Origin of the sequence: Streptomyces sediminimaris (genome assembly GCF_047049295.1) — a bacterium.
GTDB lineage: Bacteria > Actinomycetota > Actinomycetes > Streptomycetales > Streptomycetaceae > Streptomyces > Streptomyces sediminimaris.
Genome location: NZ_JBJWOT010000004.1, coordinates 166,415 through 180,118, shown reverse-complemented (window position 1 = coordinate 180,118; position 13,704 = coordinate 166,415). Strand labels below are relative to the sequence as shown.

At 70.6% G+C, this 13,704-nt stretch carries 15 protein-coding genes; 11 read left to right on the top strand and 4 right to left on the bottom strand.

The window, feature by feature from the left end; genetic code table 11:
• Positions 1 to 25 precede the first annotated feature (25 nt).
• The 11 genes from ACJ9NR_RS41465 (at position 26) to ACJ9NR_RS41415 (ending at position 9,147) form a co-directional block, all read left to right on the top strand.
• Positions 26 to 496: a single-stranded DNA-binding protein gene (locus ACJ9NR_RS41465; RefSeq protein WP_412512975.1), complete on the top strand. Its 471-nt coding sequence runs from the start codon at positions 26 to 28 to the stop codon at positions 494 to 496.
• Positions 497 to 629: 133 nt separating this feature from the next.
• Positions 630 to 1,748 (top strand): DNA-processing protein DprA, encoded by a 1,119-nt coding sequence (locus ACJ9NR_RS41460; protein WP_412512974.1) that lies wholly within the window; start codon positions 630 to 632, stop codon positions 1,746 to 1,748.
• Between the two features lie 8 nt (positions 1,749 to 1,756).
• The gene (locus tag ACJ9NR_RS41455) at positions 1,757 to 2,977 is read left to right on the top strand and encodes a hypothetical protein (RefSeq protein WP_412512973.1); all 1,221 of its coding nucleotides are present in this window, start codon (positions 1,757 to 1,759) and stop codon (positions 2,975 to 2,977) included.
• A 90-nt stretch (positions 2,978 to 3,067) separates the two neighbouring features.
• On the top strand, positions 3,068 to 3,700 hold the full coding sequence (locus ACJ9NR_RS41450; protein WP_412512972.1) for a hypothetical protein: 633 nt from the start codon (positions 3,068 to 3,070) through the stop codon (positions 3,698 to 3,700).
• On the top strand, positions 3,697 to 4,224 hold the full coding sequence (locus tag ACJ9NR_RS41445; protein WP_412512971.1) for a DUF6248 family natural product biosynthesis protein: 528 nt from the start codon (positions 3,697 to 3,699) through the stop codon (positions 4,222 to 4,224). Before ACJ9NR_RS41450 ends, ACJ9NR_RS41445 begins: the two co-directional genes overlap by 4 nt.
• Positions 4,221 to 5,123, top strand: coding sequence for a Mom family adenine methylcarbamoylation protein (locus tag ACJ9NR_RS41440; protein WP_412512970.1), 903 nt, complete (start codon positions 4,221 to 4,223; stop codon positions 5,121 to 5,123). The genes ACJ9NR_RS41445 and ACJ9NR_RS41440 overlap by 4 nt, the downstream gene beginning before the upstream one ends.
• A gap of 86 nt (positions 5,124 to 5,209) precedes the next feature.
• Positions 5,210 to 5,659 carry a hypothetical protein gene (locus ACJ9NR_RS41435; protein WP_412512969.1) on the top strand — a complete coding sequence of 150 codons (450 nt, stop codon included), beginning with the start codon at positions 5,210 to 5,212 and terminating at the stop codon, positions 5,657 to 5,659.
• A gap of 24 nt (positions 5,660 to 5,683) precedes the next feature.
• Positions 5,684 to 6,718, top strand: coding sequence for an adenine nucleotide alpha hydrolase family protein (locus ACJ9NR_RS41430; RefSeq protein ID WP_412512968.1), 1,035 nt, complete (start codon positions 5,684 to 5,686; stop codon positions 6,716 to 6,718).
• Positions 6,719 to 6,758: 40 nt separating this feature from the next.
• On the top strand, positions 6,759 to 7,103 hold the full coding sequence (locus ACJ9NR_RS41425) for a hypothetical protein (protein WP_412512967.1): 345 nt from the start codon (positions 6,759 to 6,761) through the stop codon (positions 7,101 to 7,103).
• A gap of 137 nt (positions 7,104 to 7,240) precedes the next feature.
• Positions 7,241 to 7,972 carry a hypothetical protein gene (locus tag ACJ9NR_RS41420; RefSeq protein WP_412512966.1) on the top strand — a complete coding sequence of 244 codons (732 nt, stop codon included), beginning with the start codon at positions 7,241 to 7,243 and terminating at the stop codon, positions 7,970 to 7,972.
• 260 nt (positions 7,973 to 8,232) lie between these two features.
• Positions 8,233 to 9,147, top strand: coding sequence for a replication-relaxation family protein (locus ACJ9NR_RS41415; RefSeq protein WP_412512965.1), 915 nt, complete (start codon positions 8,233 to 8,235; stop codon positions 9,145 to 9,147).
• Between the two features lie 77 nt (positions 9,148 to 9,224).
• On the opposite strand, the gene ACJ9NR_RS41410 is transcribed toward ACJ9NR_RS41415, so the two are convergent.
• The 4 genes from ACJ9NR_RS41410 to ACJ9NR_RS41395 all read right to left on the bottom strand — a co-directional run bounded on the left by ACJ9NR_RS41410 (position 9,225) and on the right by ACJ9NR_RS41395 (position 13,539).
• Positions 9,225 to 9,869 (bottom strand): hypothetical protein, encoded by a 645-nt coding sequence (locus ACJ9NR_RS41410; RefSeq protein ID WP_412512964.1) that lies wholly within the window; start codon positions 9,867 to 9,869, stop codon positions 9,225 to 9,227.
• Positions 9,870 to 9,930: 61 nt separating this feature from the next.
• Positions 9,931 to 10,593, bottom strand: a complete 663-nt coding sequence (locus tag ACJ9NR_RS41405; RefSeq protein ID WP_412512963.1) for a hypothetical protein — start codon at positions 10,591 to 10,593, stop codon at positions 9,931 to 9,933.
• Between the two features lie 88 nt (positions 10,594 to 10,681).
• The gene (locus ACJ9NR_RS41400; protein WP_412512962.1) at positions 10,682 to 12,139 is read right to left on the bottom strand and encodes a hypothetical protein; all 1,458 of its coding nucleotides are present in this window, start codon (positions 12,137 to 12,139) and stop codon (positions 10,682 to 10,684) included.
• Positions 12,136 to 13,539: a hypothetical protein gene (locus ACJ9NR_RS41395; RefSeq protein ID WP_412512961.1), complete on the bottom strand. Its 1,404-nt coding sequence runs from the start codon at positions 13,537 to 13,539 to the stop codon at positions 12,136 to 12,138. Before ACJ9NR_RS41395 ends, ACJ9NR_RS41400 begins: the two co-directional genes overlap by 4 nt.
• Positions 13,540 to 13,704 lie beyond the last annotated feature (165 nt).

The following is a 13,704-nucleotide window of genomic DNA, read 5'->3' as shown; positions in this document are numbered from 1 at the left end:
ATTATTTTAAATAGGAGGTGTTCGCATGGCCCCGTCCGTCACGCACGTGACCGGCACCGTCGCCGGTGGCGTGGAAGTCCGCTTCACCCAAGACGGCATCGCCGTCTGCCGGTTCCGCCTCACCGAGACCCCCACGCAGTGGGATGCCACCGCGCAGAAGTGGCGTGACCTGGAGCCGATCCCCTACATCTGCACCGCGTGGCGGGACCTGGCCAGCAACGCCGCCGAATCGCTCGTCGACGGGGTCAGCGTCCTGGTCAAGGGGCGCATCACCGGGGTCAAGGACGACTCCATCTACCTGAGCATCGACGACCTCGGCATCAGCCTGCGCAGGCGCATCGCCTACACCGAGACCAGCCTGCCCAGCCCGATCGCCGCCCGCCCGTACACCGCTCCCCCGGCGCCTCAGCCCGCCGCTGTGTCCCGACCGGCCACGGGGCGACCGGGCAGCCCGCCCGCCTGGTGGGAGCGAAAGCGGTCCGCCAACTGGGCCTAGCCCGGCCGCTCCACCACAGCCGCCAACGGCACCCCCTTCCCGTCGGCCGCTGATCACTTCCCCCCTTCGCCCGCCCCGGCGCGGCACCGGTTCGCCTGCCGGTGCCGCGCCCTGCCCGAAAGGCCGGCCGTCCATGCCCGCACACGCCCTGTCCGAACGAGCCGCCCGCGCCGCGCTCGCCGCCCACTTCGCCCCCGGCCAACTCGCCGCCGACCTCGCCGAGTACACCCCGGCCGAGGTGTGGGACCGGCGCGTCCGCGTCGACGGCAGCGGGCTCCTCTCCTTGTACCGGCCGCACGAGGAACTCGCCCAAGCAGAGCTGACCTGTCCGTTCGTCATCCCCTCGGACGAGGAGTGGCCCACCGCCCTCGCCGACCTGGGGCCCGCATGCCCGCTGGGTCTGTGGGTCCGCGGCCGCGAGCGACTTGCACAGCTGACCGACAGCGCGGTCGCCGTGACCGGCAACCGGGTCCCCACCGAGCGGGCCGTCACCCGCGCGCACGACTTCGCCACCGCCCTCGCCGAGGCCGGTCACACCGTCACCGCCACGCTCGCCTACGGCGTCGACTCCACCGCCCACCAGGCCGCCGCCGAGACGGGCGCCGCATCCCTCGCCGTCCTGCCGCGCGGCCTGGACGGCGTCCACCCCCACACGCACGCCCCGCTGCTGCGTTCCATCGTCGACAACGGCGGCGCCGCGGTCAGCCTCTGCCGGCCCGGCACAACCGCCAGCGGCGCGACGTTGAAAGCCAGCGCCGTGGTGCTGGCCGCACTCGCCCGGGCGGTGGTCCTCGTCGAGGCCCTGGACCACGTCTCGGCCATGTACGCGGCCGAGACGGCCGTCGACCTCCACCGGCCCCTGCTCGCCGCCCCCGCCACCGGCGACGTCCGCTCCAGCGGCAACGCCCGCCTCATCGACGGGCAGCTCGCCGTCAACAGCCCTGACCCCCGGCTCGCGCTCGCTCTGCCGCACGCGCGCGTGGCCCGCGCCGGTGATGTCGCGGACGGCGACCTGCTCCTGGCCGCGGTCGGCGAGGAGGGAGCCGACTACTTCGTCACCCCGTACATCGCCCACCCCGAGCCCTTCGACCCGTCGTGCGGCTGCGGCGTGTGCTGCCTCGTCACGGCGCCCGGCGAGGTGGTGGTGCTGTCCCAGGGCGATCCCTGGGAGTCCTGCGATCCGTGGCCTGCCGACGACCGCCTGCTCATCGTCTCCGCCCAGCGGCTGACCGACCGGCCCCTCGAGGAGTGAGTGCCGCCATGCCCCGTACGACGTACACGCCGCCGCTGCCCGGCCTCGGCGCCAACGACAACCTGGACACCGTCATCAACTGGGGTGCCGGCGCCGACTCCACGGCCTACATCGCCAAGATGCTCACCGCCCCGGACGCCCACGGGATCGACCTCGACCGCACCGCTGTCCTCTACATGGCCACCGGCAGCGAGTGGCCCGAAACCCGGCTCCTGGCCGACGAGTTCATGATCCCGCTGCTGCGTGAGAACGGCGTGCGCTTCGTCCAGCTGGCGCGCAACGGGCACCTCCAGTCCGACGGGTTCACGATCCTGGACGACTCCCACCGCCCCGAGCAGCTCTTCGCCCGCGGGCCGTGGACGCTCTGGGACGACCAGGAGTCCGTCGGCACCGTGCCCCAGGTCGCGGGCACCCGCAAATGCTCGTTGTGGGCGAAGGGCGACGTCGGCGACTGGTGGCTCAAGCAGGTCTTCGGCGGCCGCCCGTTCCGCCAGATCATGGGCTTCAACGCTGGCGAGGAAGGCCGCCGTTTCGGCGACCAGGTCACCTCGAAGATGCCCGGCCGCACCGGAGAGTTCCCGCTCATCGACTGGGGCTGGCACCGCCAGCACTGCGAGGACTACCTGATGAAGCGGTTCGGCGTGCTCTGGCCGAAGTCGTACTGCACGTTCTGCTGCTTCTCCGCCTCCATGGGCGCACTGCCCGCCCACATGGAGCGCATGCGCTGCCACCCGGACATCGCCGGCAAGGTGCTGCGCCTGGAGTACACGGCGATGAGCCTCAACCCGAACGCGAAACTGTACGGCCGCAAGAGCCTCCTGGAGCTCTTCGACCCCACCCAGCCCCGGGACCGGGCGTGCCTGGAGGCGTTCGAGCGGGAGCTCGACATGCCGTGGGCGCTCTACCACGTGCGGCGCCTGTTCCTGGTGACGGAGGACGGCAGGCGCCGGCCGGTGAAGCGCTCCACCGAGCGCGTCGACCTCGGCCGCCCCCACCAGCTCGCCCAGCGGCTGATCTCCGTCTCCAAGCGGCACGGCGTCGACGTCGACCACGACCCGCTGTACGGGCGTGCCCGGGCCTGGGTCCGCCCCCGCGCCAAGGGCTGGCCGATGGCGGAGGAACTCTTCGCCACCGCCCCCGCCCGCGTGATCGACAAGCAGGACAACAACTTCGAGCAGCACTGGGACGCCCTCGTCTCGGGCTCCGCCGCCCAACTCCCCCTCGCCTGAACCGCCCCTCAAAGCCATCTCCGGAAGGACTTCCCGTGCGCGCACCCATGCTCTCCGCCCCTGCTCCTCCCCGTCTCACGCCTATCCGCCGTGCTGTACCTGGCCACGCCCTCCGGAGCTGACGTACGGGCCGCCATGCAGGCCGGACTCCTGGCCTGCATGACGACCCCGGCCCAGGGCAACGTGATCCCGCCCGGCGCCCGATACGCGTGCGACAACGGCAAGTTCGGCAAGGGCTGGCCCGGCGAGCAGGCCTGGTTCGCGTGGCTGACGGCGACCGTCGACCGCTACGGCCCCGGACTCTGTCTGTGGGCCGTCGCCCCCGACGTCCCGATGGACGCCACGGCCACCCTCACCGAGTCGCTGCCCTGGCTGGAGCCCATCCGCGCCCTGGGGATCCCGGCCGCGTTCGCCGCCCAGGACGGCAGCGAGCACGGCCTCATCCCCTGGGACTCGATCGACGTGCTGTTCCTCGCCGGCAGCACCGAGTGGAAGACCTCACCGGCCGCCCACCGGCTGGCCGTTGAGGCCCGCCAGCGCGGCTTGGCCGTCCACATGGGCCGCGTCAACTCCCGTCGGCGACTGCGCATCGCGCAGGCCTTCGGCTGCACCAGCTGCGACGGCACCTACCTCGCCTTCGGGCCCGATACCAACCTTCCCCGCCTCCTGGCCTGGATGAACGAACTCCACGCCGCCCCCACCCTGTTCGGAGACGAATCATGACAACCCGCCTGCGCCATATCGGCGCCGCGATCATGGGAATCCTCGACCCCATTCCCTCCACCGTGCCCTCCCCGATGACCGAGGAGGAAGGCGCCTGGGTCCGCGCGCACGCCTGGACCAAGGGCCTGCGCAAGATCGAAGACGCCTACCCCCGCGGCTTCCACCGCTGGTGCTCCTGCGAGCGCGGCATCTGCATCGGCTGCACCTCCGGGCACCACGACCGGTGCGTCAGCGCCCGCGGCCCCCGCGTCGACGAGCACGCCGACACCATCACCGACGCCCACGGGTTCGTCGTCGCCGTGATCCGGTACGGACCGGGCCAGCGGCCCTGCAGGTGGCTCTGCCCCTGCCCTCACCCGGCGGCCGTCGAAGAGACCGCCGACGCGGGCGAACCCGAGATACCCCCTGCCGCGCAGCGCGCCGTCCCCGTAATCCCCGTGCATCAGCCTGCAGCCGACCCGGAGGGACAGCTCACCCTCTTCGCGAGCGGTCCTGAGGAGCCCGGGGACGGGGAGGCACCGTGAGGTCCCCGATCCAGGAGGCCCTGCCGTTCGAGGACCTGCCGGAGGTGCCGACCGCGTCGCCCTGGTGCCAGCGGTGGCGCGACCGGAAGCATTCCTGGGCGCACGTCCGCGACGGAGGCTTCGACGCCCGCCGCTACACCGTGGACGTCATCCCCGACGAGGAGCCCGCCAAGGGGTTCGTGCTCGCACACCATTACTCCGGCTCGTACCCGGCGGTGACGGTGCAGTTCGGCCTGTACGACGTCGTCGACGGCGAGCGGCGGCTGTGCGGGGTGGCCGTGTTCGGCGTGCCGGTCAGCGCCTCCGTCCTCACCAAGCCACTGCCCGAGCTCCGGCCGTTCACCGAGTCGTTGGTGTGCTCGCGGTTCGTCCTGCTGGATGAGTGCCCGGCGAATTCGGAGTCGTGGTTCCTGGCGAACTGCCTCAAACGCCTGCTCGCCAGGGGTGTACACGGGGTCGTGTCGTTCGCGGATCCTGTCCCGCGCCGGACCGCGTCGGGAGTTCTGGTCATGCCTGGGCACGTCGGCACGATCTACGCCGCCACGAACGCGCTCTACGCCAGCCGGGCCACGGCCCGGACGGTGAAGCTCCTGCCGGACGGCACCGTCTTCCACGAGCGCACGGCGCAGAAGATCCGCCGCCAGGAGCAGGGCCACCAGTACGCCGAAGCCCAGCTCATCGCGCTCGGAGCTCCGGTTCCGCGGGCTGGGTGCAATCCGGCCGTCTGGCTCCAGGAGGCCCTGGTCACGGTCGGCGCCCGCAACGTACGCCACCGCGGCGCGCACCGCTACGTATGGCGGCTGGGCCGAAGCCGGCGCGAGCGCGAGCAGATCAAGCTCGGTCTCCCCGCCAGGCGGCCCTATCCCAAGCAGCCCGACCCCGAAGCGATCGCGGGCTGAGGGCTGTTCAGCCGCGCGGTCCGTACCGCCCGCCGCAGTCGCCCGTCTCACCGCCCATTGTTCCGCGCTCTCTCAGGAGGACACCCATGCCCGACCTCTGGAAACCGCCGCCGACCCTCTCAGTGCACCAGCTCGAAGGCTTTCCCGTGATCGGCCACGCGCACGGCCCCAAGGACACCGCCCCCTGGTCGACGCGGCCCGGGAACCGAACCCGGTACAGCATCCACGCCGTCGACACCGCCCAGAACAAGTTGCTCGTGTCGGTCAGCAGCGTCGTCCTCGGCGAAGGCACCGAGTACCCGCACCCCCAGCGAGGCGTCACCGGCTGGGCTGCCCTCGCGTGTTTCGACCTCATCCTCCTCACTCACCTGCGCACCAGCGGCTCGTACGCCGGATACCAGTGCCACCACCACGTGCGTGCCTACCCCGAGGCACGGCCCTGCTGGCACTGCAAAGCCCGTCCGCCCGAGGCCCAGTGCACCCACTTCACCGATTCCCAGCCCCATCAGACCGGCCCCGTCGGGGATGCCCGCTAATCCGCCCACCAGGAAAGAGGAACCATGTCGCACACCACCCCCCTGTATGCCGACCCGGTTGCGTTCGCCGCGACCCGGCACCGCATCGTCATCAACCTGTCCGGCGGGAAGGACGGACTTGTGGCCGGCTTGATCGCGATGGACGCCGCCCGCCAGGCAGGTGTCGCCGACCGCGCCTGGACCGCCCACGCGAGTCTGGGACCGATGGAGTGGCCCGCCGTCACCGTGGACGGGGTTCGCTGGCCGAGTGCCAGCGAACTCGCTGCCCAGCACAGCGCGGCCCTCGGGGTGCCGCCTGAGCGGCATGTCGAGATCCGCCGCAGCCGTGAAGTCGACGGTGAGCGGGTGCCGTTCGATCTGCTGACGTTCATCGCGGAACGAGGCGACTGGCCCTGGCTCGGCCGGGCCCGCACCTGCACGGGTCCGTGGAAGACGAAGATGGTGTACCAGGCGTTCACCCCCCAGGTCCGCGCGCTCAGGAAGGAGAACGTCGGACCGCTGATGTTCGCCAACGTGCTCGGGATGCGGGCCGAGGAGAGCGCGGACCGGCGCAACCGGGAGGTGTGGCGCCGTACGACCGACAACTCGGCCCGGGTCGTCGACGAGTGGCTGCCCGCCCACCAGGTGAGCACCGAGGAAGTCTGGGAGCGCACGATCAGTGCGGGGCTGCCCTACCACTGGTGCTACGACTCGCACCCCGGCGCCGGGGACCGGCTTGGCTCCAGTCGCTGCTCGTGCTCGGCCTGCACCCTGGCCAACCACCGCGATCTGCTGCTGATGGCCGGGCGCCGGCCGCGGCTCGCCGAACTGTGCGCGCTGGTCGAACGCGTCCGACAGGTGCCGTTCAACCCGAACATCACCATGGCCGAGCTCATCGAACTGTCCCGCCGGCGCGACGCCCCGGACCCCGGCATCGAGGTTGAGGAGAACGCGGACTTCGAGCGGATGGAACGCGACGTCCACGCCGCCCTGCGCAAGCCGCCCACATGGGACTCCAAGGCCCGCACCGGGCCGGGAGAGATCCTGCACAGCCCCGCCGGGTGTGACAGCTGCCACTGACCAGCACACCGCCCACCGCCCAGATGGAGGGATACTCCTCATGATGACGACGACCACCCAGCGCATCCTCGACCTCGCTGCAGCGGCACCGGCCAGCCACGGCGAGGACCTGGTGCTGCTCCTGGGCGAGGCGAACGAGCTGTACCAGCAGGGCCTGCGGGAGCTGCACCGGGAAGTGGCAGCACGTCTCGACGGGCTAGCCACCGCGGACCTGATGTTCGCCGCGGATACCGCCGGTATGCCCTGTGATCCCTCGCAGGACCGCGACGAGGTGATCCTGCTTCTGGCCCTGGTCGAGTGGGAGATGACACCGGCCGCCATGGCCTTCACGGAGATGGCCGAGGCCGCCGCGCGCCGCGGGGTCTGTCTGATCCCTGAGGAGTAGGCCGTGGGCCGTGGGTGGGGTGGCCGGCCGACAGAAACCTTGGGACGCGGGCTGGACCTCCGACCGAAACTTCTGCCATTATTTGTTTTGCGAGCCGGGCAGGCCGGCTAGCTGCTGACAGGACGGACGGTTCTGCCATGACCTCGCAACGTGAGCCTCGCCTGGCCGACGCTGCCGAGATCGCGGCTGAACAGGGCCTGACATCCGCCCGGATCAGCGGCCTGTACACGGAGCGCGCGGAGAACGCGGTCGGCAAGACGTTCCCCGAACCTGTCGACATGCGCGGCCGCTCCCGCCTGTGGGACCACGCGGAGGTCACGGAGTGGTTCTCCCACCGTGCGTCGGGACGACTCCGGGGGTACAAGCCGCCCACCCGTGATCCGGAGGAGCTGCTGAACGCCGCGGACGCCTCGAGGTTCCTCGGCTACAAGAACCTCAACCAGGTGACCACGTTCGTGCGCGACCGACCTGGCTACTTCCCCGAGCCGGACGTGGTCGAAGAGTTGGGTACGGCCGAGAACCCCTACCGCCGGCAGCTGTGGAAGGTGGCGACTCTCCTGAACTGGTTGGAGACTCGGCCCGGCCGCGGCCGGCGAGCCGGTTCCAAGGCAGTGGCGCCTCTTCCCGAAGTTCCCGTTGACGGCGATCCCGACGAGCTCCTGGGGGCGAGCGAGGCGGCTGCCTTGCTGGGGTACAAGAGCATTCAGTCCTTCTCCAGCCTCCTGTCCCAGGGAAAGCTTCCGCTTCTGGAAACCCCCGACGCGATCGCCGAGGATGCCGGCCGCCAGAACGGGCGTCAACGGTGGACACGCCGGCGTATCCTCGAGCAGTCCGTGCAGCGGAAACCCCCTGGTAGGCCCCGTCGGTGAGCGCACCGTCGCCCACCGCCCCATGAACGCGACAGCCGGTTACGGGCGTTGGTCCCTTGCGGGCCGGGTGTCGCACGATGGCCGGCATGGCGTGGTTCGCCACCACGCCCCGCAGCGGCAGATGCTGCTGCGGACCGGCCATCGTCTGTCTTCTGACCGCCCCGACCATGGCCCCGACCACGACGTCGTTCTTGGGTCGTGACCTTGGTCGGGGTCCCGTGGTCGGGGGTTGGGTCGGGGGTTGAGGGTTGTCTCCCTCCATGACCCGTTCCACTTCAGATGTCGCGGCCGCCGAACTGGCCCCCAGCCCTCGTGAACCGTTGCGCTTGCAGGTCCTGACCGCGCTTGCCCTGCATCGGATGGCCACGACCGGCCAGCTGCGCCAGATGCTGCGGCCGGACGGCACCCGCCAGTTGCTCTCTCGGCTGCTGAACAAGCTGCGCGCCGCGGGCTTCGTCGACCTCACCCCGTTGCGGGACTCGGACCGCTCTCGTACGCACGCCTGGTACCTCACGCCTGAAGGTTCGCGTCTGACCCGCGATCTACCCATCCTGCGGGGGCGTCCGCCGTACCCCATCACCTCGACAACCGCGGCGTCGCTGAAGACTCCGCACACGCTGACCGTCACACGGTCCCACCTGCCGTTTGCGGCAGACGCCCGCCGGCTCGGGCACGAGCACGGCCCGTGGGACTGGACTCCCGAGGTGTCTCACCCCATAGGTGAGGGCGAGCGGCTCGTCGCCGACGCCGTCATGCACTACACCGTCGTCGCCGGCGACCACCGGCGGAAGCTCCGCGCGTTCGTGGAGGTCGATCGCAGCACCATGAGCAGCGAGCGCCTGGCCGTGAAACTGATCGAGTACGCCAGATTGTTCCAGTACGAAGCCCAGCCCGTCGGCCGCCGCCGTCCCGTCTCCACCGGCCCGGCCTGGCTCCGCTGGTATCCGGTTTTCCCTCGCCTTCTTTTCGTCCTCACCGGTGCCTCCCGGGCCCGGCTGGGCGACCGAATCAGCGATCTGCAGGCGATGGTCACCCAGCACCCGCTCGTCGCAGCGCTCGCCCGGGAGGTTCAGCTTGGAGCCGTCGTCCTGGAGGACATCGAAGAGCACGGTCCGTCTGGGTCGGTGTGGGTGCCGCTGACTGGGGGCGAGCCCCGCCCGTGGACCGATCTGTGATCACCTAACACGGTGCGGCAACAAGAAGTCGGCGCCCCAGACTCTGGTCTGGGGCGCCGTGCTGTTGGGCCGATCTGCTACGCCTTGAGCGTCGGGCCGCTGAAGGGGCCGGCCGACTCGTCGGCCTCGTTCACGCGTTGGCGAAGCCTGCCGAGCGGGGTGGCGGTCGCGTCTCCGCCGGTCCCAGCATCAGCGCGGGTGGCGTCCTCGGCGCGGCGTACGGCGTGGTGCAGGTAGCGCACGGCCGTCCGGCCACGACCGGAGGCGAGGGCGTTCTGAGCCTCGTCGAGCCAGATCTGCGCGCTGTGCGCATCATCGGCCGTGGAACCGCCGAGCCAGATGCGCAGCGGTTGTGCGTCCTGGAGGAGTTCCTCCGCCGTGGGCCGGAGCTTCACCTCTGCGCGCGCCGCGCGGACCGATTCCACTGCCGTTGCGGTGATCAGAAGAGCCGCGATGGCGGCACCGATCCGCAAGTACCAGGGAGAGGAGTCGCTGCCCATGCCCAAGTCGGCCCGTGCCTTGCGGGACAGCTCGGGCAGGGTGAGGGCACCGAGCAGCAGGATCGGCCAGGCGATGGCGAGTCCGCGAAGGTGGCGGTCCCAGATCTCCTGTTCGGGTCGCGCGCCGAAGCACCTCGGGATCAGCAATTGCGAGGCGCTGAACACGGGCAGAGCGACGAGCACGACCGTGAAGGATGCCTCGGGTCCTGTGGTGGGGAACATGGTCAGCGTCTCCTTGAGGGTGCTGGTGGCGCGGGACGGCGCCGGCCAGCGTACGGGCGGTTCAGATCTTTCCCATGTGCTCAACGGTGCGGTGCCCGAGCTGCTGGCTGAACTCCGTGCAGAAGCTGCGGGAGAGCGGCGGCCAGCCCCAGAAGTCGAAGGCGAGGGCGCCGAGCGCGAAGCTGGACTCCCACTGCCACTCGGTGACCGGGACAGAGGCACCGCAGGTGGAGCAGGGGGCACTCCCCTCGCCCGTTTCCTTCCAGGCCGCGATGCCGTCCTCGAACGGCTGCCAGATCTCCTCATCGGCCTCGAACTCCTCGGGATAGTTGATGATCACGGTCTTGGTCTGGCACTGCGGGCAGACGGCGTATTCCGCATCGTCCGCGCCCTGACCACCCACGTGGGAGTCGCGCCCGACGATGACGGCCACCGGGCCCGGCAGCCAGCTCGGATCCGATGAATCGGCAACGGCCCGAGCCCAGTTGGGGCCTGGCACGTACCCTTCGTCCACAGTCAGGCTGTACACCCCTTCCCCTGACACCTCACGCGTGATCAGCCCCTCGGTGACCATCCAGGCGACCATCCGCTCCGCGAGCGGCCTCGCCTCCTCGCCGGTCACCTCGACGTCGACGATCCGCTCGTAGAAGTCGCCCATGGTCTCCACCTCGTGTCGATCAGCCTCGGACACCGTGCCAGCAGCATCCGACACCAGCGCCCGCATCGGTGAGGGGATCGTGAACGGAAGCCGATGACACCGCCCCCTGACCCCCGCGGTCCGTCACCTCGAGCCGCATTTCGTCGGTAGCCCCTCACTTCAGGCGGGAGAGCGGGGGCAGCAGGCCATCACCCGGCCAGAAGTCCTGCTCGGCTACGAGGACGGCGAGGAACTTGTCGACCTCGGCCAGAACCGCGGCACGGTCTTTCGGCCCGTAGGCGATGAACTCGTCGGCTGCGGCGTCGAAGGCGCGCACGCGGCTGTGCGGGCCGGCGATGATGAGGGCGCGCGCGATCTCGGGGAGGCCGAGGCTGAGGGCGTCGCATTCCCTGGCGTGGACGAGCTGCACGAGGTCGGTGGTGACCTTCTCCCAGTCGCCGACCGCCAGCCAGTCGGCGCCGCCGCCGAGTTCGTGGGTGAGGGTGGAGAGCGGGATGATCTCGCCCGGCTCGCGTCCCTGCGTGAGGCGGTCGTGAATCCGGGCGCCGTCGGGCTGTTGCACCTCGGGGTGCAGCAGGGATGCCGCAGCGACCAGGGTGGTGTTGATCTCCTGGGCGCCATCGCCGGGGTAATACGGCTCGTGCGCGAAGAGCAGATAGACGTCTGTGGTGCGGACTGCGTCGTCGGGCTGGGGCTGAGTCACAGGTCGGTATCCCTTCAGCGGTGAAGTGTCGGTGTTCGGCGAGGGTGCTGGCCGTGCCGCGGGTTCGAAGCCGCGCGGGAGCGGGCCCAACGGACCCTCGCCGCCGCGGGGCTGGCCGGCCTCGCCGGAAGGCGGCTCGGCGCGGGCGCGCTCCACGGTCTGGGCGACTTGGTCGGCAAGCTGGACCATCAGCCGTTCCCGGTCGATGAGGCGAGACGAGGCCGAGCGGGTGTCCTCGTTCTGGAGCAGATCTGCGGCGTCCCACAGCAGGTGCTGGCCGATCTCGGCCGAGCGGCGCAGTTCGTAGCGGTCGCTGCCGGCGGCGGCCTGGACGATGTAGGTGTGCAGGGCGGCGAGTCGCTGGAGGTACTGGCAGGCGGCTTCTCCTTCGACGACGCGGACGTGCTCACGGGCCCGGTCGTCGAGCCGGTCGGGCAGGGCTTCGGCGAGCAGCGGGGCGAGCAGCATCGCCGGCAGGACGACGTCGGTGGGAACGCCGTGGCTGAGGGCGGACAGTGCGGCGAAGAGGCTGATGATCCCCACGAGGACCGTGGAGAACCGCAGGGATGCAGGGCTCGTGGCGGTCAGCGCGATGCGGTGCGCGGGGTGCCGGGTCAGCCAGCGCAGGGCCAGCCGCTGTGTCAGCGTCGCGCCCGGGGTGAGCACCCCGATCTGTCGAGGGAGGTCAGGCAGGGTGCCGTCGCCGGGCACCGTCCAGGTCAGCCATCCCCACCCGGTGCGCTCGTACACGAGCGCGGGCTCGCACGTGCCGGTGCACGTGGTGTCGCTGCAGACGTGACCGGTCAGCAGCGCGCGGGATTGTTCTTCCTCCCACCGTCGCGGATCGCGGGCGAAGGGCCGCAGCGGCTGCTGGGGTGCCGTCCGGGGTGTGTGGAGCGTGTCCGTCATGAAGTGCTCGCTTCCAGAAAGTCGGTCACGGTCAGGGCGGAGGTGCAGGTGGCGCAGCGGCCGTCGCCGTCGGGGTGAGCGCGACGGGGAGTCGGTCCGGGGCAGGTACGGCACAGCGGCCAGTCGAGGCAGGCCGGGCAGAGGTCTTCACCGGGGGCAGTGCCGGGCCGGCCACAGCCCGCGCATTCCACGAGCGCCCGATAGGTGAGCGCCTCGTCGACGGTGCGGGCGGCGGCGGACGATCTCGTGGAGGGCGCTGTCGTCCACGAGGCCTCGCCCGGGGCGACGTCATCGACGTCGGCAACGGGAGGCGGGTAGAGCTGAGCGGAGCGCAGTCGGGCGGCGACGATCGCGCCGACTGAGGTGCGGATCTGGCTCGGCAGCGGGCGGCTGGTGATGACGTGGCGCAGCTGCTCGGAGCTCCAGCCGGCGTCCAGCATCGCGGTCATGACCCGGCCCTGGTCGTACAAGGCCTTCTCCTGCAGCAGCAGTTCAGGATGGGCCGACCCGATCGACAGCAGCAGCCGGGTGCCCGGATCCAGATCCTTCGGCGCCGGCACGGCCGTCCGCTGCGGAGGCGCAGCCGGGCGGCCGCTCGTGCGAGCGCCGCGGGCGCACGGAGGGACGGAACTGGTCTTCTGCTTGTTGGTCTTCTTACTGATGGTGTTCTTTGTGGGGCGGCCAGCCAACGTAGGGTTATCCAGTCCTGGATTTCCCGACTCTGGTTGTGACCTGGTGCTTTGCAGGGCAGGCAGGTCGGTGATGAAGTACGTGGCCGAGCCGAGGGTGCCGTCGGGATTACGGTCGCGGTCCCGCTGCAGGAAGCCGTACCGCTCAAGCTCCTCGAGCCCGGTCGTCACCGCGTCCACGCCCTCGCGACCCCGCCGGGCCAGGTCCGCGACCGTCATGTGCCAGCCCTCGCGATGGGTGCTGATCAGTCCGAACAAGCCCTTCGACTTGAAGGACATGCGGTCGTCGCGGAACAGGCCGTTGGCGATCTGGGTGAACTGGTCGCCGGCCATCACGCCGCGGCGGATGCCCATGCCGTAGTCGCCTCGGCCATCCCCGGGTGCCGACGGCGCATGGAGCGCTATGGCGGCGTCCGCCATGAGGGCGTCGACGAAGGTGGGGCGGTCGGTGATCGAATAGACGACTTCGCCGAGGGTGCCGTTCGTACGGCGCAGGCGCTCGCGGATCAGGTAGCCGTGGGTCTCCAGTTCCCTCAGCCCGGTGCGTACCGCGTCCCGTCCGTCGGGGCCGGAGCGGACCAGGCCGGCCACGGTCACCTGCCAGCCGTCCTGATGGGTGCTGATGTATCCGAAGATGCCTTTGGCCTTGAAGCTGACGCGGTTGTCGCGGAAGAGGCCGTTGGCGATCTGGGTGAACTGGTCGCCGGCCATCGAGCCGCGACGGATCCGCCCTCCGGTCATCGCTCGTCCAACCGTGCGCTGTGCGCGCGACAGCCGGGGCATCCCACACCGCTCGCGTTAGCGAGACGGCCGATGCCTGCGGTCGAGGGGACGTGCGTGAGATCCATGCAGGCAGCTCACCCGCTGGCGCCGACC

Coding starts and splice junctions, on each gene's coding strand:
- ACJ9NR_RS41465 (WP_412512975.1), top strand. CDS start 26: ATGGCCCCGTCCGTCACGCACGTGACCGGCACCGTCGCCGGTGGCGTG.
- ACJ9NR_RS41460 (WP_412512974.1), top strand. CDS start 630: ATGCCCGCACACGCCCTGTCCGAACGAGCCGCCCGCGCCGCGCTCGCC.
- ACJ9NR_RS41455 (WP_412512973.1), top strand. CDS start 1,757: ATGCCCCGTACGACGTACACGCCGCCGCTGCCCGGCCTCGGCGCCAAC.
- ACJ9NR_RS41445 (WP_412512971.1), top strand. CDS start 3,697: ATGACAACCCGCCTGCGCCATATCGGCGCCGCGATCATGGGAATCCTC.
- ACJ9NR_RS41435 (WP_412512969.1), top strand. CDS start 5,210: ATGCCCGACCTCTGGAAACCGCCGCCGACCCTCTCAGTGCACCAGCTC.
- ACJ9NR_RS41430 (WP_412512968.1), top strand. CDS start 5,684: ATGTCGCACACCACCCCCCTGTATGCCGACCCGGTTGCGTTCGCCGCG.
- ACJ9NR_RS41425 (WP_412512967.1), top strand. CDS start 6,759: ATGATGACGACGACCACCCAGCGCATCCTCGACCTCGCTGCAGCGGCA.
- ACJ9NR_RS41420 (WP_412512966.1), top strand. CDS start 7,241: ATGACCTCGCAACGTGAGCCTCGCCTGGCCGACGCTGCCGAGATCGCG.
- ACJ9NR_RS41415 (WP_412512965.1), top strand. CDS start 8,233: ATGACCCGTTCCACTTCAGATGTCGCGGCCGCCGAACTGGCCCCCAGC.
- ACJ9NR_RS41410 (WP_412512964.1), bottom strand. CDS start 9,869: ATGTTCCCCACCACAGGACCCGAGGCATCCTTCACGGTCGTGCTCGTC.
- ACJ9NR_RS41405 (WP_412512963.1), bottom strand. CDS start 10,593: ATGCGGGCGCTGGTGTCGGATGCTGCTGGCACGGTGTCCGAGGCTGAT.
- ACJ9NR_RS41400 (WP_412512962.1), bottom strand. CDS start 12,139: ATGACGGACACGCTCCACACACCCCGGACGGCACCCCAGCAGCCGCTG.
- ACJ9NR_RS41395 (WP_412512961.1), bottom strand. CDS start 13,539: ATGGCCGGCGACCAGTTCACCCAGATCGCCAACGGCCTCTTCCGCGAC.